General features: G+C 61.6%; 20 protein-coding genes. 8 read left to right on the top strand and 12 right to left on the bottom strand.

Features of this window, described 5'->3' with window-relative positions:
- Positions 1-17: 17 nt before the first annotated feature.
- Positions 18-1,499, top strand: coding sequence for an NAD-dependent succinate-semialdehyde dehydrogenase (locus IB248_RS08185; protein WP_192240689.1), 1,482 nt, complete (start codon positions 18-20; stop codon positions 1,497-1,499).
- Positions 1,500-1,571: 72 nt separating this feature from the next.
- Here IB248_RS08185 and IB248_RS08180 read toward each other — a convergent pair whose 3' ends face one another.
- Positions 1,572-2,015 (bottom strand): PACE efflux transporter, encoded by a 444-nt coding sequence (locus tag IB248_RS08180; protein ID WP_169679517.1) that lies wholly within the window; start codon positions 2,013-2,015, stop codon positions 1,572-1,574.
- A 118-nt stretch (positions 2,016-2,133) separates the two neighbouring features.
- Positions 2,134-2,343 carry a SlyX family protein gene (locus IB248_RS08175; protein WP_112658148.1) on the bottom strand — a complete coding sequence of 70 codons (210 nt, stop codon included), beginning with the start codon at positions 2,341-2,343 and terminating at the stop codon, positions 2,134-2,136.
- A 181-nt stretch (positions 2,344-2,524) separates the two neighbouring features.
- Between IB248_RS08175 and uxaC the strand changes: the two genes are divergently transcribed.
- Positions 2,525-3,940, top strand: coding sequence for a glucuronate isomerase (gene uxaC, locus IB248_RS08170; RefSeq protein WP_169679515.1), 1,416 nt, complete (start codon positions 2,525-2,527; stop codon positions 3,938-3,940).
- Positions 3,937-5,391 (top strand): mannitol dehydrogenase family protein, encoded by a 1,455-nt coding sequence (locus IB248_RS08165; RefSeq protein WP_192240688.1) that lies wholly within the window; start codon positions 3,937-3,939, stop codon positions 5,389-5,391. The genes uxaC and IB248_RS08165 overlap by 4 nt, the downstream gene beginning before the upstream one ends.
- A gap of 245 nt (positions 5,392-5,636) precedes the next feature.
- Here the strand turns inward: IB248_RS08165 and IB248_RS08160 are convergent, their stop codons facing one another.
- The 7 genes from IB248_RS08160 to IB248_RS08130 form a co-directional block, all read right to left on the bottom strand.
- Complete coding sequence (locus IB248_RS08160; protein ID WP_192240687.1) at positions 5,637-8,087, bottom strand: FAD-dependent oxidoreductase; 2,451 nt, start codon at positions 8,085-8,087, stop codon at positions 5,637-5,639.
- Position 8,088: 1 nt separating this feature from the next.
- Positions 8,089-8,964: a phosphotransferase gene (locus IB248_RS08155; protein WP_192240686.1), complete on the bottom strand. Its 876-nt coding sequence runs from the start codon at positions 8,962-8,964 to the stop codon at positions 8,089-8,091.
- A gap of 66 nt (positions 8,965-9,030) precedes the next feature.
- Positions 9,031-10,110, bottom strand: a complete 1,080-nt coding sequence (gene ugpC, locus IB248_RS08150) for a sn-glycerol-3-phosphate ABC transporter ATP-binding protein UgpC (RefSeq protein WP_025659752.1) — start codon at positions 10,108-10,110, stop codon at positions 9,031-9,033.
- 24 nt (positions 10,111-10,134) lie between these two features.
- A complete protein-coding gene (locus IB248_RS08145) occupies positions 10,135-11,208 on the bottom strand; it encodes a Gfo/Idh/MocA family oxidoreductase (RefSeq protein ID WP_018855355.1) in 1,074 nt (357 codons plus the stop codon).
- A 21-nt stretch (positions 11,209-11,229) separates the two neighbouring features.
- Positions 11,230-12,114, bottom strand: coding sequence for a carbohydrate ABC transporter permease (locus tag IB248_RS08140; RefSeq protein ID WP_018855354.1), 885 nt, complete (start codon positions 12,112-12,114; stop codon positions 11,230-11,232).
- On the bottom strand, positions 12,107-13,063 hold the full coding sequence (locus tag IB248_RS08135; RefSeq protein ID WP_192240685.1) for a sugar ABC transporter permease: 957 nt from the start codon (positions 13,061-13,063) through the stop codon (positions 12,107-12,109). The genes IB248_RS08140 and IB248_RS08135 overlap by 8 nt, the downstream gene beginning before the upstream one ends.
- A gap of 5 nt (positions 13,064-13,068) precedes the next feature.
- On the bottom strand, positions 13,069-14,355 hold the full coding sequence (locus IB248_RS08130) for an ABC transporter substrate-binding protein (protein ID WP_025659755.1): 1,287 nt from the start codon (positions 14,353-14,355) through the stop codon (positions 13,069-13,071).
- 200 nt (positions 14,356-14,555) lie between these two features.
- On the opposite strand from IB248_RS08130, the gene IB248_RS08125 reads away from it, so the two are divergent.
- Together IB248_RS08125 and IB248_RS08120 are read left to right on the top strand one after the other, a co-directional pair.
- Positions 14,556-15,233, top strand: a complete 678-nt coding sequence (locus IB248_RS08125; protein WP_192240684.1) for a TetR/AcrR family transcriptional regulator — start codon at positions 14,556-14,558, stop codon at positions 15,231-15,233.
- A 158-nt stretch (positions 15,234-15,391) separates the two neighbouring features.
- On the top strand, positions 15,392-16,666 hold the full coding sequence (locus IB248_RS08120) for a Gfo/Idh/MocA family oxidoreductase (RefSeq protein ID WP_018855350.1): 1,275 nt from the start codon (positions 15,392-15,394) through the stop codon (positions 16,664-16,666).
- Here the strand turns inward: IB248_RS08120 and IB248_RS08115 are convergent.
- From IB248_RS08115 to IB248_RS08105, 3 genes are read right to left on the bottom strand one after another with little or no spacing between them, the layout of a single operon-like run.
- Positions 16,663-17,673, bottom strand: coding sequence for a hydroxyacid dehydrogenase (locus tag IB248_RS08115; protein ID WP_192240683.1), 1,011 nt, complete (start codon positions 17,671-17,673; stop codon positions 16,663-16,665). The genes IB248_RS08120 and IB248_RS08115 overlap by 4 nt on opposite strands.
- The gene (locus tag IB248_RS08110) at positions 17,670-19,526 is read right to left on the bottom strand and encodes a DUF2264 domain-containing protein (RefSeq protein WP_192240682.1); all 1,857 of its coding nucleotides are present in this window, start codon (positions 19,524-19,526) and stop codon (positions 17,670-17,672) included. Before IB248_RS08110 ends, IB248_RS08115 begins: the two co-directional genes overlap by 4 nt.
- 14 nt (positions 19,527-19,540) lie before the next feature.
- Positions 19,541-20,560: a LacI family DNA-binding transcriptional regulator gene (locus IB248_RS08105; protein WP_112824830.1), complete on the bottom strand. Its 1,020-nt coding sequence runs from the start codon at positions 20,558-20,560 to the stop codon at positions 19,541-19,543.
- A gap of 140 nt (positions 20,561-20,700) precedes the next feature.
- Here IB248_RS08105 and IB248_RS08100 point away from each other — a divergent pair, with 140 nt between their 5' ends.
- The 3 genes from IB248_RS08100 (at position 20,701) to IB248_RS08090 (ending at position 24,474) form a co-directional block, all read left to right on the top strand.
- Positions 20,701-21,990: an ABC transporter substrate-binding protein gene (locus tag IB248_RS08100; RefSeq protein ID WP_192240681.1), complete on the top strand. Its 1,290-nt coding sequence runs from the start codon at positions 20,701-20,703 to the stop codon at positions 21,988-21,990.
- A gap of 181 nt (positions 21,991-22,171) precedes the next feature.
- Positions 22,172-23,194 carry a LacI family DNA-binding transcriptional regulator gene (locus IB248_RS08095; protein WP_169679499.1) on the top strand — a complete coding sequence of 341 codons (1,023 nt, stop codon included), beginning with the start codon at positions 22,172-22,174 and terminating at the stop codon, positions 23,192-23,194.
- A gap of 41 nt (positions 23,195-23,235) precedes the next feature.
- Positions 23,236-24,474: a sugar ABC transporter substrate-binding protein gene (locus tag IB248_RS08090; RefSeq protein WP_192240680.1), complete on the top strand. Its 1,239-nt coding sequence runs from the start codon at positions 23,236-23,238 to the stop codon at positions 24,472-24,474.
- The last annotated feature ends 31 nt before the right edge of the window (positions 24,475-24,505 follow it).

The following is a 24,505-nucleotide window of genomic DNA, read 5'->3' as shown; positions in this document are numbered from 1 at the left end:
GCCTGGAGTTACATGACATGGCATTCACAACTGCATTGACAAAACACGTTCCCTTTTCCTCGCCGTTCCTGCGCGATGCCGGCTATATCAACGGTAGCTGGACGGCCGGCGGCGCGACCAAGACCTTTGACGTCCTCAATCCTGCCACCGGCGAGGTTCTCGCCTCGCTGCCCGACATGGGGGCTGGCGAGACGCGGGAAGCAATCGACGCCGCCTACGCTGCTCAGCCGGCCTGGGCCGCGCGGCCCGCAAAGGAGCGCGCCGGGATTCTGCGCAAATGGCATGACCTGATGGTCGCTCATGCCGATGAACTGGCCGCCATCCTGACCGCTGAAATGGGCAAGCCTTTCCCCGAGGCCCGCGGCGAGATCCTTTACGCTGCAGCCTATGTCGAATGGTATGCGGAAGAGGCCAAACGCATCTATGGCGAGACAATCCCTGCGCCGTCGAGCGACAAGCGCATGATCGTCATCAAGCAGCCGGTTGGCGTCGTCGGCACGATCACGCCTTGGAATTTTCCGGCCGCGATGATCACTCGCAAGATCGCCCCGGCGCTGGCTGTCGGCTGCGCGGTCGTCTCAAAGCCTGCCGAGCAGACGCCGCTGTCGGCGCTGGCACTTGCCGTTCTCGCCGAGCAGGCCGGTATTCCGGCCGGCGTCTTCAACGTCATCGTCGGAGAAGACGGCCCGGCAATCGGCAAGGAGCTTTGCGGCAACGACAAGGTGCGCAAGATCAGCTTCACCGGATCGACGGAGGTCGGCCGCATTCTGATGCGCCAGTGCGCCGATCAGATCAAGAAGATCAGCCTCGAGCTTGGCGGCAACGCGCCCTTCATCGTCTTTGACGATGCGGATCTGGACGCAGCGGTCGAGGGCGCTCTGGCGTCCAAGTATCGCAATGCCGGCCAGACCTGCGTCTGCGCAAACCGCCTTTATGTCCAGTCAGGAGTCTATGATGCCTTCGCCGCCAAACTTGCGGCCAAAGTCGAGACGATGGCCGTCGGTGACGGTTTCAAGGCTGGCGTGACGATCGGCCCGTTGATCGACGAGCAGGGCCTATCCAAAGTGGAGAGCCACGTTGCAGATGCTGTTTCGAGGGGAGCGAGGATTCTGACGGGCGGCAAGCGCGTCGAGGGTGCCGGCACCTTCTTCACACCGACCGTGCTCACCGGCGTCACCCGCGAGATGAAGGTCGCGCGCGAAGAAACGTTCGGTCCCGTCGCGCCGCTCTTCCGCTTCGATACGGTCGAGGATGTGATCGCCCAGGCCAACGACACCGAGTTCGGCCTCGCCGCCTACTTCTTCGCCGGCGACCTGAAAAAGGTCTGGCGTGTCGCAGAGGCGCTGGAATACGGCATGGTCGGAATCAATACCGGCCTGATGTCGACGGAAACGGCACCCTTCGGCGGCATCAAGCAGTCTGGCCTCGGCCGCGAAGGCTCGCGCCACGGTGCCGATGACTATCTGGAGATGAAGTATCTCTGCATGGGCAATGTCTGAGCGACACGTCGCTCACGACAGTTGAGGCATTGCAAACGGGATCGCCGGCCGCGGCGGTCCCGTCTTTTTCGGTTAGCTTTGCTGTGCTTGCCCTCCCAGCTGCCAATCCGGCAGGGGGAAGATGCGATCATAGGCCCAGTTGAAAACGAACGCGTAGACCACGTAGAAAAGCGCGAAGGACACATCCATCGTCAGCGCCTGGATGACGCTGATGTCGAGGTACCAGGCGATCATCGGCAGTAGGGCGAGCAGCAACCCGACCTCAAACATGACCGCATGCAGGACGCGGACCGCAACACTCTTTTGCGTGCCGCCGGTGAGGTATTGCATCAGATGGTCGAAGCCGAGATTGTAGAGATAGTTCCAGGCTGTCGCGAGCGTCGCGCCGGCGACGCCGATCACGCCGATATCGGCCATAGGCATGCCGAAGGCCAGCGCGCCGAGCGGCGTGACAAGGGAAAGTCCAATGATTTCGAAGCTGATGGCGTGACGGACACGGTCTGCGGTTTTACGCATGGTCTACCCCTAGTGGGAATGTTCGGGTCGTCCCGAGTTGATGCCCATAGAGGGGGAGGTCGTCCTCACTCCCTTTTAATAGGTATTCTGGCAGCCGAAGACAAGGGCGGCACCCTGCTCAGTAGTGCGGCGGCCGTGTATTCGCCGGCGCTTCCAGCGATTGCTCCTCAAGCGACAGAAACCGTTCCGTCAGCCTGTCCAGCTTGGCCCGCGTCTGCTCCACGGCCTTCCATTGTTCGGCCAGCTGGTCGGACAGCTCCTCAATCGTCTTTGCCTGATGGGCAACGATTTCCTCGAGCTTTGTAATGCGGTTCGTCTCTTCGGACATGGAACCTCCTCGCCGCAACCGGCCAATGTCATGCCATCTGAAAAGCGGAAATAGTCCGCACGGTCAATCGTTTCGAGGGCGGTGACGTGCGATTTGCAAAAGTGAACCGTTTGGTTACTAAAAGCCCTTGCCGCGCCCCACGTTGTGGGGTAGGGCGGTAGCCCTTCAGGGAGGAATTCTCATGGATCTTGGTAACGGCTTTCTTCATCCAGACCGGCTCTTTCCGGCCGATCCGGCAACCCGCACGGTCGCGCGGGACCTCTACGAGACGGTTCGGGCCCTGCCGATCGTAAGCCCACACGGGCATACGGAACCCTCGTGGTTTGCCGACGACAAGCCGTTCGAGGATGCGTCCTCGCTGCTTGTCATTCCGGACCATTATCTCTTCCGGATGCTGCACAGCGTTGGCGTCAAACTCGACGATCTCGGCGTGCCTCGCCTCGACGGCAAGCCGGTTGCCAAGGGCCGTGACATCTGGCGCGCTTTCGCCGCGCAATACCATCTCTTCCGCGGTACGCCCTCCAGCCTCTGGGTCGATCATGCGATGTCGGCCGTCCTCGGCTGTGAAGAGCCGCTAACGCCTGAAAATGCGGATGCGCTTTACGACCATATCAATGCGCAGCTGGCGCTGCCGGAGTTCCGCCCGCGCGCCCTGCACAAGCGCTTCGGCATCGAGACGATCGCCACGACCGAGGGCGCGCTCGACCCGCTGGTGCATCACCAGAAGATGGCGGAAGACGGCTGGATCGGCCGCGTCCGCACCACCTACCGGCCGGACAGCGTCACCGACCCGGATGCCGTCGGCTTCCGCGAAAACCTGGTTCGGCTTGGCGAACTGACCGATTGCGACGTGACAAAGTGGGATGGGCTGATCGATGCCCACCGCAAGCGCCGCGCCTATTTCCGCCAGTACGGCGCGACTGCCACCGACCATGGCGTGCCGACGGCCTTCACGGCCGACCTGCCGCTGGCTGACAAGCAGCGCTTGCTCGACAAGGCGCACAAGGGGACGCTGAGCGCCGAGGAAACGGAACTTTACCGCGGCCAGATGCTGACCGAAATGGCCGGGCTTTCAGCCGAAGACGGCATGACGATGCAGATCCATGCCGGCTCGCGCCGCAACACCGATCGCGAACTGTTCCAGACCCGCGGCCCGAACATGGGCGCGGATATCCCGACGCCGACCGATTGGGTCGGCGGGCTTTCAGCAATGCTCGCCAAGTATGGCAATGCGCCGGGCCTGCGAGTGCTCCTCTTCACTCTCGACGAGACGACCTATGCCCGCGAGCTGGCACCGATGGCCGGCCATTGGTCCTGCCTGATGATCGGTCCGCCCTGGTGGTTCCACGACAGCCCGAACGGCATTCGCCGCTATCTCGACCAGGTGGTGGAGACGGCCGGTTTCGCCAACCTGGCGGGCTTCAACGACGATACACGCGCGCTTCTGTCGATCCCGGCGCGCCACGATGTCTGGCGCCGCGAGGTCTGCCGCTTCCTGGCGCAGTTCGTGACCGAACACCGCATGTCTCGCAAGGAAGCCGAGATCGTCGCCGGCGAGCTCTCCTACGGAAATGCGAAGAAGGCATACAAGCTGTGACCGAACGTCTGACGAGCCTTTCCGACCTCGCGCCGACTGCCAAGCTTCCCGGCTATAATCGCAACGGGTTGAAGCCGGGTATCCTGCATCTCGGTCCCGGCGCATTCTTTCGCGCCCATTTCGCGCCGTTCACGGATGCCGCGATTGCGGCCGCCGGTGGCGATTGGGGCATCGAGGTTGCGAGCCTGCGGACAGCCGACGTCGCCGATCACCTGAATGAGCAGAACGGCCTCTATACGATGCTCGTGCGCGATACATCGGGCACGACGGCGAATGTCATCGGTCCGATCCTGCGCGCGCATGTGGCGACCCGCAATCCCGGCGATCTCCTTGCCCGGCTTGAGGACCCCGCGATCAAGATCGTCAGTCTGACGGTCACGGAGAAGGCTTATGGCTTCGATTCCGCGACCGGCGGCTTGGACTTGAAGCATCCCGACATTGCCGCCGACCTTGCCAACCGCCATGCGCCCCGTGGCGTCATCGGCTACATCGTCGAGGGGCTTGCACGCCGCCGCGCCAAGGGTATCGCGCCGTTCACGCCGCTCAGCTGCGATAACCTGCCGAGCAACGGCGCCGTCCTGAAGCGGCTCGTGCTCGAGTTCGCCGCTCGCATCGATCCGGAGCTTCGCGAGTGGATCGAAAAGAACGTGCCCTTCCCATCGACCATGGTCGATCGCATCACGCCGGCAAGTACCGATGCCACCTATCGCGATGCCGAAAGACTCACCGGGAGGCAGGATCTGGTGGCCATCGAGACCGAACCCTTCACGCAATGGGTGATCGAGGATCACTTCGCCAACGGCCGCCCGGAATGGGAAAAGGCCGGCGCGCTGATGGTCGAGGAAGTCTCCGCTTACGAAAAGATGAAGCTGCGGATGCTGAACGGCGCGCACTCGCTGCTCGCCTATCTCGGTTACATAGGCGGCTATGAATTTATCCGCGACGTCATGGATGACGTCGGCCTTGCGGCGCTTGCGCGCCGCCACATGAACGCGGCCGCCGCCACGCTCGATCCCGTGCCCGGTATCGATCTTGAAGTCTATGCCGACGAGTTGATAGCGCGCTTTGCGAACAAGGCGATTGCCCACCGCACCTATCAGATCGCCATGGACGGCACGCAGAAGCTGCCGCAGCGCCTCCTCGAGCCGGCCGCCGAAGCCTTGGCGAACGGCAGCAAGGCGGAAACCTATGCGATCGCAGTGGCTGCCTGGATGCGCTATGTCCTTGGCGTTAACCGGGATGGCGAACGCTACGAATTGCGCGACCCGCGCGCGGGGGAAATTGCTGCGCTCCTGGCCGACGTGCCGCGCAATGGCGGCGCGGTGTCGAAAGCCCTGTTCGGGCTGGCGGGCCTTTTCCCGGCGGCGCTGACTGGCAATATCGGCTGGACCGAGGATGTGGCGAACAAGCTTGAGATCCTGATCCAGGACAACAAGCTGCCGCTGTTCTAAGGAAGGGTGCCGCGACGGTGCGGGCCGTCGCAGTATGGATTTTCGAGGCCCTTCCATCTGTGGCGAGGGCTGGGTTTTAGCGCGTTGCCCTCCCATAACCCGTCATCCCTGTGCTTGTCACAGGGATCCAGCGCCCAAGTCCTTGGGCGCAGGAGATTCTTTTCCACGAGTTATGGTCATTCACCGCGCCGGCCGGTGGCTGGATTCCTGTGACAAGCACAGGAACGACGGCCTGGGCTCAGTGCCTATCCCTTCACGCGCGCCATATCGGGATCGTAAAGCGGTTTCAGCGAGACCTGACAGGGCACGCGCTCGCGCGCCACGTCGAGTTCGTAGCTACCGGACAGCACGAAGTCTTCGCTCACACCGCCCGGGTTGCGCACATAGCCGTAGCCGATCGGCTTCCCGATCGTGTAGCCGAAGCCGCCGCTGGAAAGCCAACCCACACGCTTGCCGTCGCGATAGATGGTCTCGCGGCCAAGCAGCACGATATCGGGATCCTCGGGCACGAAGCAGGCGAGCATCTTCTTGACGCCCGACGCGAGCTGCCGTTCGATCGCCTCGCGGCCACGAAACGGCGTGTTCTTCCTCGTCTTCACGGCCCAGCCAAGCCCGGCTTCAACAGGTGTATGATCCGGACCGATATCCGAGCCCCAGGCGCGATAGCCCTTCTCAAGACGGCAGCTCTCGATGGCGCGATAGCCGGCATTGACAAGCTGTAGCGGACCGCCCGCCGCCATCAGCGCATCATAAACGGTCGTCGCATATTCAATCGGCATATGAAGTTCGTAGCCGAGTTCGCCGACATAGGTGATGCGCAGCGCCCGGACCGGGCAGCCCGCAATGCCGATCGTCTTGACGCGGCCGAACGGGAACGCCGCGTTGGAAACATCGCTGCTGGTCACCTTCTCCAACACTGCGCGCGCATTCGGTCCCATCAGAGACAGCACGGAGTAGGCTGAGGTGACATCGACAAGTTCCGCATGCATTCCGCTCGGAATACTGCGCGCTATCCAATCGAAATCGTGGGTCGCAAAGCCAGTGCCGGTGACGATGTAGTATTCGTCGTTGGCGATGCGCGCACAGGTCAGGTCGCATTCGATGCCGCCCTTGTCGTTCAGCATCTGCGTGTAAATCAGCGATCCGATCGGTTTGGCAACATCGTTGGAGGCGATCCACGACAGCGCCGCCTCGGCATCGCGCCCCTTCAGCACGAACTTGGCGAAGGAGGTCTGGTCGAAGATGACGGCGGCCTCGCGCACAGCCTCGTGCTCGCGGCCGACGGCATCATACCAGTTCTGGCGGCCATAGGTGTAGACATCCTTCGGTTCCTCGTTGGCGAAGAGATCGGCAAACCAGTTTGGCCTTTCCCAGCCAAGCTTTTCGCCGAAGCAGGCGCCCTGTGCCTTGAGCCGGTCGTAGAGCGGCGATTTGCGGCACGGCCGGCCGCTCGAATATTCCTCGAAGGGGAAGGCCAGCGTGTAATGCTTGCCATAGGCCTCGAGCGTGCGGGTTCGCACCCAGTCGGTATCGAAATGCGGCCTGCCGAAGCGGCGGAGATCGACCGGCCAGAGATCGTAGGGCGGCTCGCCCCTGGCGACCCATTCGGCCAGCGCCATGCCGGCACCACCGCCGGATGCGATGCCAAAGGCATTGAAGCCGGCACCGACGAAGAAATTCTTCAGCTCCGGGGCCTCGCCGAGAATGAAGTTGCCATCAGGCGTAAAGCTCTCCGGTCCGTTCAGCAGCTGCTTGACACCGACAGACTCGAGCGCCGGAACGCGGCCAAGCGCCTGCTCCATGATCTGCTCGAAATGGTCGAAATTGCTGTCGAGCAGGGTGTAGTGGAAGCCCTCGGGAATGCCCTTCACCGCCCAGGGGATAGGGTTCGGCTCATATCCGCCCATGACGATGCCGCCGACTTCTTCCTTGTAATAGGTCAGCCGGTCCGGATCGCGCAGCGTCGGCAGGTTCGACGGAACGCCGAAGGATTCGGTGATGATGTATTGGTGCTCGACGGAGACGAGCGGCACGTTGACGCCGAAGCGCGCAGCAAAGGATCGCGTCCACTGGCCAGCGCATACAACGACGCGCTCGCACTCGATCCGCCCGTGCTCGGTGATCACGGCGCGGATCCGGCCGTTGTCTATCTCGAGATCGAGAACCTCGGTATCCTCGAATGTCGAGACGCCCGACATGCGTGCGCCCTTGGCAAGCGCCTGCGTGATATCGGACGGATTGGCCTGGCCATCGGTCGGCAGGTAGGCGGCGCCGACGAGGTCGTCTATCGTCATCAGCGGCCAGAGGTCGAAAGCCTCTTGCGGTGTCAGCAGCTGCATATCGAGCCCAAAGGATTGCGCCGTTGTCGCCTGCCGTTTGACTTCGGTCCAGCGTTCCTCGTTGCAGGCAAGCCTGAGACCGCCATTCATTTTCCAGCCGGTGCCCAACCCCGTCTCGGCTTCCAGTTTCTTGTAGAGATCGACGGAATAGCCGAGCAGCTGGGTGATGTTGGCGCTGGTGCGCAGCTGGCCGACGAGGCCGGCGGCATGAAAGGTCGTACCCGAGGTCAGCTTCTTGCGCTCGAGGAGAACCGTGTCCGTCCAACCGAGCTTGCCGAGATGGTAGGCCGTCGAGCAGCCGATGATGCCGCCGCCGATGACGACCGCCTTGGCGGTCTTTGGCAATTCCTTCGTCATATTATCGATCCTGTTCAAAAAGGTCGTAGACGCGCTCGAAGCGCGCAAGATTCTCGGCCGTATAGCCGGCATAGTCGAAATCGATGGTGGAATGGATCTCGGAGACCATGCTCCACAGCGTCTCACGCAGCAGCGAAGCGCATTTCATCGCCGTGTAGCGGTACCAGAGATCGCTCGTCACTGCCTGACCGAAGTAGATCTCCAGCATTTGGTGTTCGTCCTCCTCGCCAAGCAGGTTGTTGGAGGCGAGCCCCCCGAGATCGAAGAGCGGTGTATTGAAGCCGGCATAGTCCCAATCGATCAGCCAGAGGCGCTTGCCGTCATCGAGGAAGTTTGCCGCAAGTAGATCGTTGTGGCCGAAGGCTATGTCAAAGGGACCGGCCGCCTTCTCGAGCCGCTCCGCTTTTTCAAGCACGGCTGGCAGGCGCGCAACATAGGTGCTGCCGGTGGCAGCGAGATGCGCCGCATAGTCTCGAATGACGTGAAACACCCAGAAGATTGCGGCGGGGCCGCGGAAGTGTCGGGCGATCTCCCGATGACAAGCGAGCACGAGCGGCACCACGCGCTTGAGCATTGCGGGATTCTTTATGTCGTCAGGTGTCAGCGCCCTGGCTTCGATGAAATCAAGGACCAGTACGCCGGGCTGATGATGGATTACGGCCGGCGAAAGCCCGGCTGCGTGTGCGGCGTGGCTGGCGGCAAGCTCGTTTTGCCGGCTGATGTGATGAACGGGAATGTCTTCTCCGAGCCGAACGACACGGCGAACCGCGCGATCCCGCACCAGATAATTCCGGTTGGTGATGCCGCCGGTGATAGGCTCAATCTCGATCGGACCCTGCCAGATGCCGAGTGCATAAATCCGATCTTCAGGCGTCACGCTAGTCTCCCCTCGCGGCCTATCCTATTGAAATCATGGCCAGAGCGGGATCGGCTGTCAAGCGTGCTAGATGGTAGCACCCGAGGCGTCGAAGACGTGACACCGCGCCGGGTCGAACGAGGCCTTCACGTTCGTCCCCCGTTCGACCTTCTGCTGCCCGTCGAGCGCGATCGTCAGTTGCTGCCCATCCGGCGTCGTTGCATAGAGCATCGTCGCGCCGCCGAGGTTCTCGACAAGATCCACGTTGACGGTCGCGAGCGTGATACCGCTGTTTTCAAGCACGGAGAGATGCTCCGGGCGGATGCCGAAAGTGACGGTTTGTCCGGCCTCGGCCTTGAGCCTGCGCGGCAGGCGAACGGAATTGCCGCAGACGTTGATGGTCGTCTCGGCTTCGCCGACCTGCTCGACGCGCGCCTGCAGGAAGTTCATCTTCGGGCTGCCGATAAAGCCTGCCACGAAACGGTTGGCCGGATTGTTGTAGAGATCGAGCGGTGCACCGACCTGCTCGATGCGGCCAGCGTTCAGCACGACGATCTTGTCGGCCATGGTCATGGCTTCCACCTGATCGTGGGTGACGTAGATCATCGTGTTGCCGAGGCTGCGGTGCAGCCGGGAAATCTCCACACGCATCTGCACGCGCAGTTCCGCGTCGAGGTTGGAGAGCGGTTCGTCGAATAGGAAGATGCGCGGCTCGCGGACGATCGCGCGGCCGATCGCCACGCGCTGGCGTTGGCCGCCGGAGAGTGCCTTCGGCTTGCGCTCCAACAGCTTTTCGATCTGCAGGATTTCGGCGGCGCGCTTCACCTTCGGCTGGATTTCGGCTTTCTTGTAGCCAGCAGTCTCCAATCCAAAGGCAAGGTTCTTGTAAACCGACATATGGGGATAGAGGGCATAGGACTGGAAGACCATCGCGATGCCGCGCTTGGCCGGCGCCACTTCATTCATCCGCTCGTTGTCGAGCAGAAGTGCGCCGCCGCTAATCTCCTCGAGCCCCGCGATCATGCGCAGCAGGGTGGACTTGCCACAGCCTGACGGGCCGACGAAGACCGCGAACTCGCCGGGATCGATCTTCAGGTCGATACCGTGAATGACGTCCAGGGAGCCGTACCGCTTCTCGACCTTCTGGAGAACGACGCTTGTTGCCATGATCTCAGGATCCTCCCTGGTCCATTATTTCGTGCGAGCACGCCAGTCGGCGTACTTCGGGCTGTCCGATCCGATTGGCAGGATGACTTCGCTGCCGGTATCGGACGATTGGTAGATGGCGGTCACGAGTTCCAGCGCGCGGCGCGCGTCCCCTGTTGTCACCGGCAGCGGTCCATTGCCGCTGAGAAAGGCGTGGAAATGCTCCATCTGCGTGGTAAAGCGCGGCGCGACCGGTCGCCAATGACCGATGATGGCATTGATGCGCGCCTGCACATCGTCATTCGCGGCGATGATCTTCCATGGATCTTTGCCTGGCGAGTAAGGTTCATGATTGCTTTCGAAGGTGACGTTTTCAAAGTGCAGCCGCAAACGGCTGATCTCCTCCTGGGAGCCCAGCGTGCAGGAGAGAGACACGAAGGCGCCGCTCTGCATCAATAGGCTTGCCGACGCACAGTCCTCGACCTCGATGTCGTTGACGCGAGTTGCAACGCGACCGAACACCTTCGATACCGGCCCCATCAGATGCAACAGCATATCGTGCAGGTGCAGCGCATGGGTTACCAACACGCCCCCAAGCTCTGTCGCCCATTTGCCGCGCCAGGGCACGGAGTAATATTCGGGCATTCGGCGCCAGAAAGTCTCCACCGAGCCCAGATAAGGCCTGCCCGCGATACCCGCCTCGATGATCCGCTTCGCCTTCTCGATGCCGTCGCCGTAGCGATACTGGAAGATCGGCATCAGCGTGCCCTTGGCCGTCTTCTCCGCCTCCATGATCGTGTCGACGCCGGAAAGCGATCCGGTTAGCGGCTTCTCGCAGATGACGTGCTTGCCGGCGGCGAGAGCTGCCACCACCTGCTCAAGGTGAATGCCGGGCGGAGTGCAGATATCGACGATGTCGACACTCGCGTCATCAAGCACATCGGCAAACGAGGTCGTGCGCTTGGCGATGTCGAATTCGTCGCCGATTTCCCGCAGGCGTTCCTCGTTCAGGTCGCAGATCGCCACGACCTTGAACTTGTCGGGATGCGGCAGGTAGCCTTCGACGATGTGTGAACGGCCGATGCCGCAGCCGACGATCGCAACTCGCTTGATACTCATTGACCTATGTCCGTAATTGCATCAGCGCTTCATGCCGGTCGTGGCGATGCCCTCGATCAGCAGGCGCTGGAAGAACAGGAAGAAGAAGAACACCGGCACCAGCGTCAGCGTGGACATGGCGAACAGGCCGCCCCAATCCGATGCGCTGGTCGAGTCGACGAATGTGCGCAGACCGAGCTGGATCGTGTAGGTGTTCATATCGTTGAGGTAGATCAATGGCCCGAAGAAGTCGTCCCAGGTCCAGATGAAGGAGAAGATCGCGGCGGTCGCAAGCACCGGCAGCGACAGCGGCAGCATGATCTTCCAATAGATGCGCCAGGCGCTGCAGCCGTCCATCATGGCGGCCTCATCGAGCTCGCGCGGGATACCGCGGAAGAACTGAACCATCAGGAAGATGAAGAAGGCATCGCTTGCCAGGAACTTCGGCACGACAAGCGGCAGGATGGTGTTCACCCACCCGAGGTTGAGGAACAGCACATACTGCGGAATGAGCGTCACGTGATACGGGATCATCAGCGTGCCGAGCATGATCGCAAACCAGAAGTTCCGGCCGGCAAAGCGCAGGCGTGCAAAGGCATAGGCTGCCAGCGAGCAGGCAACGACATTGCCGATGACTGTCAAAATCGAGATGACGAGCGAGTTCCAGAAGAAGCGGCCGAAAGTGATGTCGAGCCCGATCCAGCCGCGCAGGTAGGACGAGAAGTCGATCGACGACGGAATAAGCGACGTAGACGAGAAGATCTCGTTTTCTGGGCGGACCGAAGCGGACACCATCCACAGCAGCGGATAGAGCATCAGCAGCGAACCAAGGATCAGCAGCGTGTGGATCGCGATTGACGTCGGAAAGCTGCGCTTGGTGATATCAGACGGCGGCGCCGTGACAGCAGTGGTGATCCCGTTAGTCATCGTAGTGCACCCAATAACGCGAGGTCAGGAAGGAGAAGGCAGTGAAGATCGCGATGATCAGCACGAGGATCCAGGCAAGCGCCGAGGCGTAGCCCATGCGGAAATTTCCGAAAGCCTCCTGATAGAGATAGAGCGTGTAGAACAGCGTCGAATTGATCGGCCCGCCCGTCCCACCCGAGATGATGAAGGCCGGCGTGAAGGCCTTGAAGGCGTCGATCGTCTGGACGACGGCATTGAAGAAGATGACAGGCGTCAGGAGCGGCAGGGTGATCTTGTAGAACTGCCGGAACTTGGATGCTCCGTCGAGGCTGGCCGCCTCATACATGTCGGTCGGAATCTGCCGCAGACCAGCCAGGAAGATGATCATCGGAGAGCCGAACTGCCAGACGCTGAGTGCCACGAGCGTGTAGAGCGAGTAGCTCGGATGCGAGATCCAGCTCGGTCCCTGGATGCCCAAGTGGGCAAGTGCGGCATTGACCAGTCCGTCGCCGGCAAACAGCTGCCGCCAGAGGACGGCGATCGCCACGCTGCCGCCCAACAACGATGGCAGATAGAAGATCGCGCGGTAGAGCGGCAGGCCGCGAACGCCCTTGTTAAGGGCCATTGCGACCAAGAGCGCGAAGGTCAGCTTGAAGGGCACCGACAGCACCACATAAGTCAGCGTGACCCGCATCGCTGCGGCAAATTTCGGGTCGGCGGTTGCGATGCGCACGTAGTTTGCCGCGCCCACCCACTCGGCCGACCGGATCATGTCGAAATCCGTGAACGAGAGGTAGAGCGAGATGACGGCCGGTCCGAGCGTCAGCCCGAAGAAGCCGATCAGCCACGGCAAAAGGAAGAGATAGCCTGGGGCATTGGCGGTCCAGAGGCGTTTCAAACGCCCCTGGGCTGCCGCCCCATATTCACTCTTGATACCGTCCGGGGCGGTCGTGCGCATCACATCACTCATCCGCGTCAGCCTTTGGCGAGAATGCGGCTGAGTTCGTCGACCAACTGCTTGCCACCGTCGCTCGGCGAAAGCTGGCCGAAGGCAATCTGCTCGGCGATCGTGCGAAGCACGACCTGGCCTTCACCGGCACCGGAGGGCGGCGGCGGCGGCAACTTGCCGGCAAGGTCACCAAGGCCGCTGACATAGTCGAGCGCGATCTTGCCTGTTGCATCAAGCTTGGCAGCCACGACGTCGCGCATCGCCTTCGATTCCGGAATACCGCGTTCGACGTCGAGCGCGAGAGCGGCATCGGGGTTGGTGACGAAGAAGTTGACGTAGTCGACAGCTTGGTCGATCACCTTCGACTGCGAGGATACGGAGAAGAACATCGACGGCTTGCGGTAGTGGCCGCCCTTCGAATCCGACTTAATGCGCGGATAGTTGTTCAGCGCCAGCTTGTCCTTGCTGACGGCCTGGAAGCCGACGAACTGGTTACTGTGCGCGTAGTCGGCAGCAGCCTTGCCGAGCGTGACCGGGCTAGTGTCGATCGTATCCTTGTAGAGCGCCTGGACATCAGGTGGCACGCAGGCGTTCGCTTCGCGGAACTTGCTCCACATGTCGAACCATTCAGAAGCGTCCTCTGCGCCGAAGGCGACCTTGGAATCGGCCGTGTAGAGTGCCTTGCCGCGCTGTCTGAGATAGTTTTCCAGGAGCGGTTCGTTGCCACTGCCGTCGGCAAAGCCGAAGAAGCCCTTGCGCTTGCCGGCCTTGGTAATCTCGGCACCGATCTTGCCAAACTCTTCCCAGGTGGTTGCCTGCGTCGGCAGATCGACGCCAGCTTCCTGGAACGCGGTGGTGTTCAGAACCGTCGCTGCGGCGTTGGCGCCGAGGCTGACGCCGTAGAAGTGCCCGTCAACGCTGCCGCCCTCGATCTGCGCCGGGTCGAAATCGCCAAGATTGAGCTTCGACGGCATGTAGGACTCGAGCGGGGCGAGCGCGCCGCGCCGCGCATATTCAACGATATAGCGGTAGTCCATCTGGATGACGTCGGGCGCATTGCGGCCGGCGACCTGCGTCGCCAGGCGTGGCCAATAGTCGCCCCATCCGAGGAATTCACCGGTGATCGACGTTCCCGCATTCTTTGTCTGATAGAGTTGCGAGACCTTGTTGGTGCGGTCGGCGCGGGGCTGCGAACCCCACCATAGAAGCCGCAAGCGGGTGTCGGCGGCAAAAGCCTTGGATCCCAGTGCCGACAGTGAAAGAAGCGTTGCTCCCCCCGCCATGAAGTTACGTCTGCTTACGCGTAGTGTCATCTGTTCTCCTCCTCCCTTGGGGAGCGCCTCCACACGCTCCTTGCTGGTTTCTCTTGCAACAAATAACTAATTGGTTACAAGCTATGGAGAAGCGTTGAGGCTGTCAAGCGCTGATGTGATAGCCCTCCTCTCGCTTCTCGTTTTTACAATCTGTTCTCAACGTATTATGAGCGCAATGGGGAAATTAGAAAGGTGAGCCGATGGAAGGCGCCAGCGGAAATGGGGAAAAGAAGAGAGTAAGGCGGCAATCGTCCGAGCGTGTACTGCAACGCGATCCGGAACGGACTCGTGCAGCAATCCTCGAGGCCGCGACCAAGGAATTCGCCGAGAACGGCATGGGCGGGGCTCGTGTCGATGCCATCGCCGAGCGTGCCGGGACAAACAAGCGGATGCTCTACCATTACTTCGGCGACAAGGAGCAGCTGTATCTCAGGGTGCTCGAGGAGGCCTATGTTGGTATCCGCACCGCCGAGCGCGAGCTGCATATCGGCGACCGGACGCCGCAGGAAGGCATTGGCGAACTGGCGCTGTTTACCTGGCGGTATTTTCTGAAGCATCCCGAATTCCTCAGCTTGCTCGGGACCGAGAACCTTCACCGCGCGCGCTGGCTGCGCCAATCCGTCCGGCTCAAGGAGCTGCATTCGCATCTGATTGGAGAACTCTCCGACGTGCTGGAGCGCGGCAAGAAGGCCGGTGTCTTCATCGCAAACGCCGATCCGCTCAATGTCTATCTGACGATTGCCTCGCTCGGATATTTCTACCTGTCCAATCAGTACACGCTTTCGACGATTTTCGGCCGCGACCTGGTCGAGCCCGGCAATCTCGATGCCTGGGAACGCCACATCGTCCACGTGACCCTCGCATCGATTTCTGCCTGATCCGCGAAATTCGAGATCGGCTATTGACAGGAAACCATCTCTGCCGTCAGGTAACCGTTTAGTTACAGCCTTGCCATGAGCCGCGGGTAGGGGGCGCGGTTTTTGTCGGCCAGGCGTCAGGACGCTGTTCGTTTCATACGCATGAGGAGGATCATTCGATGGAGAAACGTCGCTTTGCCTTGATTGGAACGGGAAACCGCGGCACGACCATGTGGGGCAAGGAACTGCTTGCCGGCTGGCGCGAGCATGTGGATCTCGTCGCGATCGTGGATACCAACTCGCTGCGGGCCGAGCGAGCCCGCACGATGATCGGCAGCAATGCGCCGATCTACGAAAACATCGATGCCATGCTCGCCGAGCAGCAGGTCGATCTCGTCATCGTCTGCACGCCCGACTATACGCATGACGATATCGTCGTGCGCGCGCTGGAAGCGGGCATCGACGTCATCACCGAAAAGCCGATGACCACAGCGGTCGACAAAATCCGCCGTATCCTCGATGCGGAGAAGCGCAGCGGCAAGCGGGTGGATGTCTCGTTCAATTATCGCTATTCGCCGACGGCCGCCAGGATCAAGGAACTGCTGAACGCCGGCGAGATCGGCCGCGTCACTTCGGTCGACTTCCACTGGTACCTCGACACCAAGCACGGTGCGGACTACTTCCGCCGCTGGCACGCCTACACGGAAAATTCCGGCAGCCTCTTCGTGCACAAGGCGACCCACCACTTCGACCTTTTGAACTGGTATCTGGATAGCGATCCGGATGCCGTCACCTCCTTTGCCGACCTGCAGAACTACGGGCGCAAGGGCCCCTTCCGTGGTCCACGCTGCAAGCTCTGTCCGCATTCGGGTGAGTGCGACTACTTCCTCGACCTCGAGGCCGATCCCTTCCTCGACACGCTCTACGAGGATCCGTCGAAGATTGACGGCTACTTCCGAGACGGCTGCGTCTATCGCGAGGATATCGACATCCCCGACACCATGGTCGTCAGCATCCGCTACAAGAACGACGTCCACGTTTCCTATTCGCTGAACACCTTCCAGCCGATCGAAGGCCACCACATCGCCTTCAACGGCACGCATGGGCGTATCGAACTCAGGCAATACGAGAAGCAGCCATGGGAGACGCCTGACGAGGACACGATCCTGCTCGTCCGCAATTTCCCGAAGGACAAGCCGGCCGTCGAACGCATCGTCGTGCCGCATTCTTCGGGCGGCCACTACGGCGGCGACGACCGGATGCGCAACATGATCTTCAAGCAGGGCATGGAAGACAAGCTTGGTCAGCGTGCCGGGACGCGCGCCGGCGCCATGTCCGTGCTGTGCGGCATTGCTGCTCTGACGAGCTCGCGCAGCGGCAAGGTTGTCAAGATCGCCGACCTGATGCCTGAGATCGTCGCGGGCGGCGCTTCGACGAATCTGAAAGCCGGCTAAGCAATCAGGGCGAGGTCGCGACGCAGGATCTGATAGAGGAGCGGTTCGCCTTTGGAGAACCGCTCTATTTCATCGACTGCCATATCCCCGAGCCGCCCGCGCTCCAGCCCTACCGCGCCGGCGATATGCGGCGTCAGGAACACATTCGGCAGGTCATAGAAGGCCGATTCCGTCTCCGGGACTTCAGGATCCGTTACGTCGATGATCGCGTCGATCCGCCCGGTGCTGAGCGTCTCCAGCAGCGCGGCTTCGTCGATCAAGGCGCCACGCGCCGTATTGATCAGCGTCGCTCCTTCTTTCATCAGCGACAGCTCCCGGGCTCCGATCATATGGCGCGTCGATGGCAGCGACGGTGCGTGCACGGAGACGATGTCGGACTGCGTCATAAGTGTCGGCAGATCTGCCTTCTCGGTTCCGAGGCTGATTGCCTCGATCGCATCGACGGTGGGGTCGAAAAGAAGGACGCGATATTCGAACGGTCGCAAGAGCTCGATCACTCGTCGGCCGATGCGTGAGGCGCCGATGATGCCGACCGTGCGATGATAGTTGCCGATCGCCAACCGTTGCATCGGGTGCGTCCGGTCGCGATTGCGATCCGCCAGATAGAGGTCGCGGAAGCGAAATACCTGCTTGCCGGCGAAGATGATTGCCGCAAGCGTGAACTCCGCAACGGGAACCGAATTTGCCTCGGCGGCGTGCGTCACGGCTATGCCGGCATCGAAGATCTGCTCGTCGACAATTCCCTTAACTGTTCCGGCCGCATGGGCGATCAGCCGCAGCCGTGGGGCCGCCGCAACTACCTCGCGCCCGACATAGGGCGATCCCCAACCCGTGATGAGAATGTCAGTCTCGGCGAGAATGCGCCGGGCGCGATCGTCGCTAAAACTCCGGAGCGGTTGAGGATCGAGAAGTTGGCCGATCTCGGCAAGCCGGTGCAGGGCCTCCGCGGTGAGGACATGCTCCGTTCGCGAAGGCTGCATCGCAAGTGCGATGGAGGGGCGCTTCATGGCATCTGCCCTGGCGCCTCGATGGCGCTGACCCTGATGCCCGCGCTCGCAACAAGCGCTTCAAGCTCCGCAACGTCAGGAGCCTTTGGGGGAGTGGTCCAAGCGCCGGTTACAGTGCCCGCGTCGTTGGCGGCGAGGACGGCGGTCATCAGGATCGTTTGGCCTGCCGGAATTTCACCACGCAGTTGCGGCACCAGCGTTTTCGCAACGATCATGTTGGTATTCGGCGGAGCCTTCTGCGTGAGACCGGCGCGCGGCGTCAGGGAGCCGATATCGGTGATCCCGCTGAAATCGGCTTCGCCGATCGCATAGGCGCTTGAGCCATTCGCGACCAGCGTATCGAGCTCGAAATCCCGGCGTGCGATCGCAAAGCCACCCTCCGCCGTCTGCAGCGGCCGGGGCGTGTTGATGCGGTGGACGCGGATGTGCCATGGCGCCGCCGGCACCAGCCAGGTTTCGACATCCACATCCCGGAATGGCGACCACTTGGAATAAAGAACATCACCCGCAAGCTTGGCTTCGCGGTTGGTCTCGCGAACGCGGTAGTGCAGGCCATCATCACTGAAGGCGAGGGCGGAATCGAGGGCCGCGCCGGCGAAGTTGCGCTCGTCGGATTCGACGCTGAAACCGTAGCGGCTGGAATAGGCGAACTTCGCGTATTTCTCCGTGCCGAACCGCATCTGCAGGTTCTCCTGGCCAGAGGACAGCGCGACGACCTCGCCGCCATTGCGCATGAGCACCATACCGGGATGGCGTTGCGGCAGGACGCTTGCAGTTTCCAAAGGCGGCGTTTCCTCAGCCGTCCAGAAAGGGTGATCTTCGGCCAGGGCCAGCGGCAGGAACGCCTTGAACGCCCAGTAGGGCGAACCAGCCGAATTGTAATTTTCCGACATCAGCAGGTTGGGATAGCCGAAGCCGATCGACAGAATGCCGTCGCGGTCGGTCATCGGCTTGTCCTTCCACCAGCGCAGGTGCTGCAGGCAAAGGCTCTTGATTTCGCCCCAGGGCAGCGCTTCAAGATTGGCGAAGGCGAGGGCCGACCAGAAGCCGGCGCAGGCGAAGCGGTAAGTCAGGCTGCGGCCGAAGGGAATCGTCGCGCCATCCGAGCCGAACCAATGCTTGAAGTCGTTTGCAAAGAGGAGAGCGCGTTCGCGGTAACGCTGTGCGTAGTCGTCATCGACGAGCTTGGAATAGATCAGCCCATAGAAGTGCATGGCGAACGGAATGTAATGGTCGATCCGGCGAACATTGCCGTCGCGGTACCAGCCGTCGCCGAGATAGAAGCCCTCAAGCTCCTCGAGATACTGCTTGGTCAGGCTCCGGTCGAAATTGGCGCCGACGCAGTCGAGCGCGATGTCGACGAAGATGCGGAAGAATTTCCAGTTGTTATCGGCGTAGTCGAATTGCCGGGCATGCTTGAGATAGGCGACCACGTTGTCGCGCGCCCGGCCGCCAAGCGGCTCCCAGACCTTCTCCGGCACAAGCACCAAGGCAAATCCGAGCGCCGCAAGCTCGACCATGCGCTGGTCTCGGCCGTTGACCGTGCCCCAATATTCCGGATGCTTTGGGTCCGTACCGTTGGCGATACCCTCGGCAATACGATGCCATTCGGCAAAGTCGCCGCCACCGGCGCCAAACGGCGCCAATCCCCAGAGCGGCCGCGCAAAGCCTTCGAGATCCGCTGCCGCGCGGTCGAAATGCGCAGCTGCGCCGTCAAGGCGGACGCGGGCATTGCCGGCCGAGAAATAGGGGAGCAGCGGATCGAAGAGGTCGCGAAGCGCGCGCGACATGTCCTCGCGCGTCTTCAGCGGATTGTTGGCAAGCGGATTTGAACTGGCGGGATCATAGGTCATCGGCATTGCTCATGTCAGGGGTTCGGAACGGTGCCGCCGGCAATCGGAACGACGGCATGGCAAATCTGGCGGGCGGGGGCGTTGCGGTCCCTGAATCGCGCCACGATGAGACTGACCGCCTCCCTGCCAAGCGCCACGCGATCGACACGCATGGTCGATAGCGGCGGGTTGGTCATCAGCGCGCAGGGAAGATCGTCGAAGCCGACGATGGCGAAATCCTCCGGCACCCGAAGCCCGGCTTCGGTGACGGCTTCGAGAACGCCGACGGCGATGAAGTCGTTCATGCAGAAGGCGGCGGTAAAGCCGGCCTTCTCCGCGAGTACTGCGGACGTCAGCTCGTGCGCCTCATGAATTGCGCTTCCCTGGAAGCTCATCGACACAAGGCGCCCTTCCGCACCGTCCGCGTCGGTGATCGCGGCCTTGAAGCCGCGCACACGCTCGCGGATGGTGTTTCGATGCGATCCCGTCAGATGCAGGATCTTGCGGTGGCCGGCATCCAGCAGTCGGGTCGTCGCTTCATATGCGCCGAAGAAGTTGGAGGGTGACGCGCCGTCGAGCCTGAGCTTCGGATCGGTGCCATTGACCAGCACCGTCGGGATTGCCGCGTCCTCTAACCAGGCGCGCAACTCGGCGCTTGGATCGATCCCGACCAGGAACAAGCCGCCGGCGCCGGCCGTCTGCATGTACTCGTGGACCACATCAGGCGTGGCCCTGTTCTCGCGGATCAGCCGCACCTCGAAGGGGACACCGGCATCGAGCGCCCCGGCGCGCAAGCCTTCGACGATCCCTTCGTAGAAGACGCTAAGCCCGCCGGTCACCCCGTCGCTCGCAATCAGGGCGAGGGTGCCACGAAGCGCGCCGGTTGCGGTGCGCGCCGAGTAGCCGTTTTCGGCCGCCACCTTGAGAATGTGCTGGCGGACGCTTTCGCTGATGCCGGGCTCATTGGCGAGCACGCGGGAAACGGTGGATACGGAAACCCCCGCCATGGTGGCAATGTCGGCCTGTCGCAGTCTCTTGGTCTTGATCTCGTTCATACGGCGAAGATTATGCAAATAATGCAAATTTGCAAGCAAAAGATAATTTGTTGCATTGATGAATTTTTTGCGTAATCTACGCCGCATAAGCCCGTAGAGCTGTTGGAGGATGGCGGGGCAATGAAAGAGGAGGATGAAACATGCAGGTCAATCGCCGTTCATTTCTGATGGGTTCGGCAGGCGTCGCTGCCGGGCTGGCCTTTGGTGCCACAAGCTCAATTCCGGCCTTTGCGGAAGATGCCAAGCTGCGCGCCATGTGGTGGGGATCGAACGATCGCGCCAAACGCACGCTTGATGTCGCCAGGCTCTATGAAAGCAAGAACCCCGGCGTATCGATCGTCGGCGAATCGCTTGACGGCAACGGCTACTGGACAAAGCTCGCCACCCAGATGGCCGGCCGCGCCGTGCCCGACGTCTTCCAGCTCGAACCGAGCACGATCTCCGACTATTCGAAGCGCGGCGCATGCCTGCCGCTCGACGAATTCGTGCCTTCGACGCTGAAGGTCGACTCGTTCGGCAAGGATATGTTGAAGCTGACGACGGTCGACGGCAAGCTCTACGGCATCGGCCTCGGCCTCAACTCCTTCGCGCTGTTCTTCGACCAGACGGCCTTTGAAAAGGCAGGCATTCCGGTACCGACGGCGGATTTGACCTGGGACGAGTACGCCAAGATCGCAGTCGAGCTGACGAAGGCCGGCGGCAAGAACAATTACTGGGGCGGCCCTTATGGCGCGCGCTACACCTACGTCTTCGATGCCTGGCTGCGCCAGCGCGGCAAGAGCCTCTATGCCGACGGCAAGCTCGGCTTCAATGCCGACGATGCAACGGCGTGGTACACGTTCTGGGAAGATCTGCGCAAGAAGGGCGGCACGGTCGCTGCCGACGTTCAGACGCTCGACCAGAACACCATCGACACGAACGCACTCGCGCTCGGCAAGTCGGCGATGGGCATGGCCTATTCCAATCAGCTCGTCGGCTACCAGTTGATTTCCAAGAACAAGCTTGCGATCACGCTCCTGCCGCGCGAAAAGAAGGGTGGTCCTTCCGGCCACTACTATCGCCCGGCGTTGATCTGGAGCGTCGGCGGAGCCACGAAGAACGGTGAGGCTGCCGCCAAGTTCATCGATTTCTTCGTCAATAACGTCGAGGCCGGCAAGATCCTTGGCGTGGAGCGCGGCGTGCCTATGTCGCCTACCGTGCGCGAGGCGATTCTTCCGCAACTCAATCCAGCCGAACAGGCTACCGTGCAGTATGTAAACCTGCTGAAGGATCAGGTGGGCGAGTACCCTGCTCCTGCGCCGCTCGGTTCGACGCAATTCGACCAGCGCGTCTTCCGCCCGATTGCCGATGAGCTTGCATTCGAGCGGACGACGCCTGCCGAAGCGGCCGCCCGCCTGCTGGAAGAAGGCAAGGAGACGATCAAAGGCTGATCGAAGCTCACATCGCTCAAGCTTTGGATCGCGGCGGGCATGGCCTGCCGCGATTTTCGTTACTCGCGGCCGCTCCTGAGGCGCTGATGGCAATTGTATGATTTTTGCTTGAGAAAACCTTTTCTCACTTGACGCTTCGGTTGGGAAAAGCTTTTCTCATCTGCAAATGGGGAGAAGCGCGGTGAACGTCGCGGGAGGAAAAAGAGGCCGGATTACCATCCACGACGTCGCGGCGGCGGCGGGGGTCAGTATTTCCACCGCCTCGAAGGCGCTGAACGAAACCGGTCGGATGAGCGTCGAAACCCGGGAGCGGGTAAAGCGCATTGCCGGCGAGGTCGGTTTCCGCCCGAATGCGCTCGCCCGGGGCCTCTTGAGCAAGCGCAGTTTCACTATCGGGCTGCTGACCAACGATACCTACGGGCGCTTCACGCTGCCGGTCATGGCCGGTATTTCCGAAGCGCTCGTCGATCACGGCGTGTCGGTTTTTCTCTGCGCCATCGAAGACGATCCGGCGCTCGGTCAGACCCATGTCGATGCCATGCTGGAAAAGCAGGTGGATGGCATTATCGCCACCGGCAAGCGATTGGACCGGCAGCTTCCGGTCGATCTGTCGAACCTGCATGTCCCCGTGGTCTACGCCTTCACCGAAGGGACGCCGACGAGCGTCACCTTCCGCTCCGACGACGCGCAGGGTGCGCGATTGGCGGTGGAGTGGCTGGTGAAGATGGGCCGTCGACGGATCGCGCATATCACGGGGCCGGAGGATTTCTTCTCGGTTCGCGAGCGCGCGGGTGCCTACCGCAATGTTATCGGCGGGGAGGGGATCGTCATGTTCGGCCGGTGGGCGGAAGCCTGGGGCCACGAGGCCGTCGCGCTGATATGGAGCCGTCAGGACGAAAAGCCGGACGCGATCTTCTGCGGAAACGATCAGATCGCGCGTGGTGCTGTCGATGCGTTGCGCGAGCGCGGTATTCGGGTGCCGGAAGATGTTTCCGTAGTCGGATTCGACAATTGGGAGATTGTCGCCGGCCAGACGCGGCCACCGCTCACTTCCGTCGACATGGAGTTGAAGGAGCTGGGGCGCCAGGCCGGATTGACGATTCTGGCGCTGGCCGAGGGACGCCCAGTGGAGCCGGGCGTCAGGAAATTGCCGTGCCGCCTCGTGGTGCGGCAGTCATGCGGGGCCCAAAGCCCCAGGAGATGAGGAACCGGCGCGGAGGAGTGCGCCAATTTGGGAGGAGTGCCATGATTAAGCGTCTGTTGGCTGCGACAAGCGTTGCCACCCTATGCCTGGTGTCCGGAGCATCGGCCGCCGAGAAAGTCGAAATGTGGGTTCGTTCCGGTATCGGCGAATCCTTCAAGAAGGTTGTCGAAGCCTACAACTCCAGCCACGAGAACCAGGTCGTCGCGACCGAGGTGCCGTTCTCGGAGCTTGTCCAGAAATACGCCACCGCCATCGCTGGCGGCCAGGCGCCGGATGCGTTGTCGATGGACCTCATCTATAACCCGGCCTTTGCTGCTGCGGGACAGCTGGAAGACCTGACAGACTGGGCAAAGAAGCTGCCTTATTTCAATTCGCTGTCGCCGTCGCACGTCCGCCTCGGCACCTATCAGGACCGCGTCTACGGCCTGCCGCTGTCGGTCGAAACCTCGGTCTTCGCCTGGAACAAGGACCTCTACAAGAAGGCGGGACTTGATCCTGAAAGGGCGCCCGCGACCTGGGAGGAAATCACCGCCAACGCCGAGAAGATCCGCAGGGTCGGTGACGATACCTACGGTTTCTATTTCTCCGGCGGCGGCTGCGGCGGCTGCATGATCTTCACGTTCACGCCGCTCACCTGGGGTGCAGGTGCCGATATCCTGTCGGCCGACGGCAAGACGGCGACGCTCGACACCCCGCAGATGCGCAAGGCGGTCGATTATTATCGCGACATGGTGAAGAAGGACCTCGTCCCGGCAAGTGCCGCCAGCGACAACGGTGCCAACTTCCTGAGCTTCACCAACGGCAAGATTGGCCAGCAGAGCCTTGGCGCCTTCGCGATCGGCACGCTGGTGACCGAGCATCCCGATATCAACTTCGGCGTGACGCTCATCCCGGGCGTTGACGGCAATCCGTCCTCCTTTGCCGGCGGTGACAACTTCGTCATCACCAAGGGCACCAAGAAGATCGACGCAGTGAAGGAATTCCTCGAATATATCTATTCGATGGACGGCCAGAAGATCATGGCGAAGTACGGTAGCCTGCCGACCCGTGGTGATATCGCCGACAAGGTGCTCGAGGGCCTCGATCCGAGGTTGCAGGTCGGCCTGAAGGCCATATCGGTCGCCAAGACACCTTACACGCTGCAGTTCAACGATCTGATCAACAGCGCCAACGGTCCGTGGGCGACCTTTACCAATGCGGCCATCTTCGGTGACGACGTCGACGGCGCCTTCAAGAATGCACAGTCGGAGATGCAGTCGATCATCGACAGCGGCCAATAATCTCCCAGAGGCCGTGGCCGGAGGGTGTGGC

Origin of the sequence: Rhizobium sp. RHZ01, assembly GCF_014851595.1 — a bacterium.
Lineage (GTDB): Bacteria > Pseudomonadota > Alphaproteobacteria > Rhizobiales > Rhizobiaceae > Rhizobium > Rhizobium altiplani.
This window is presented reverse-complemented; position numbering and strand designations above follow the sequence as displayed.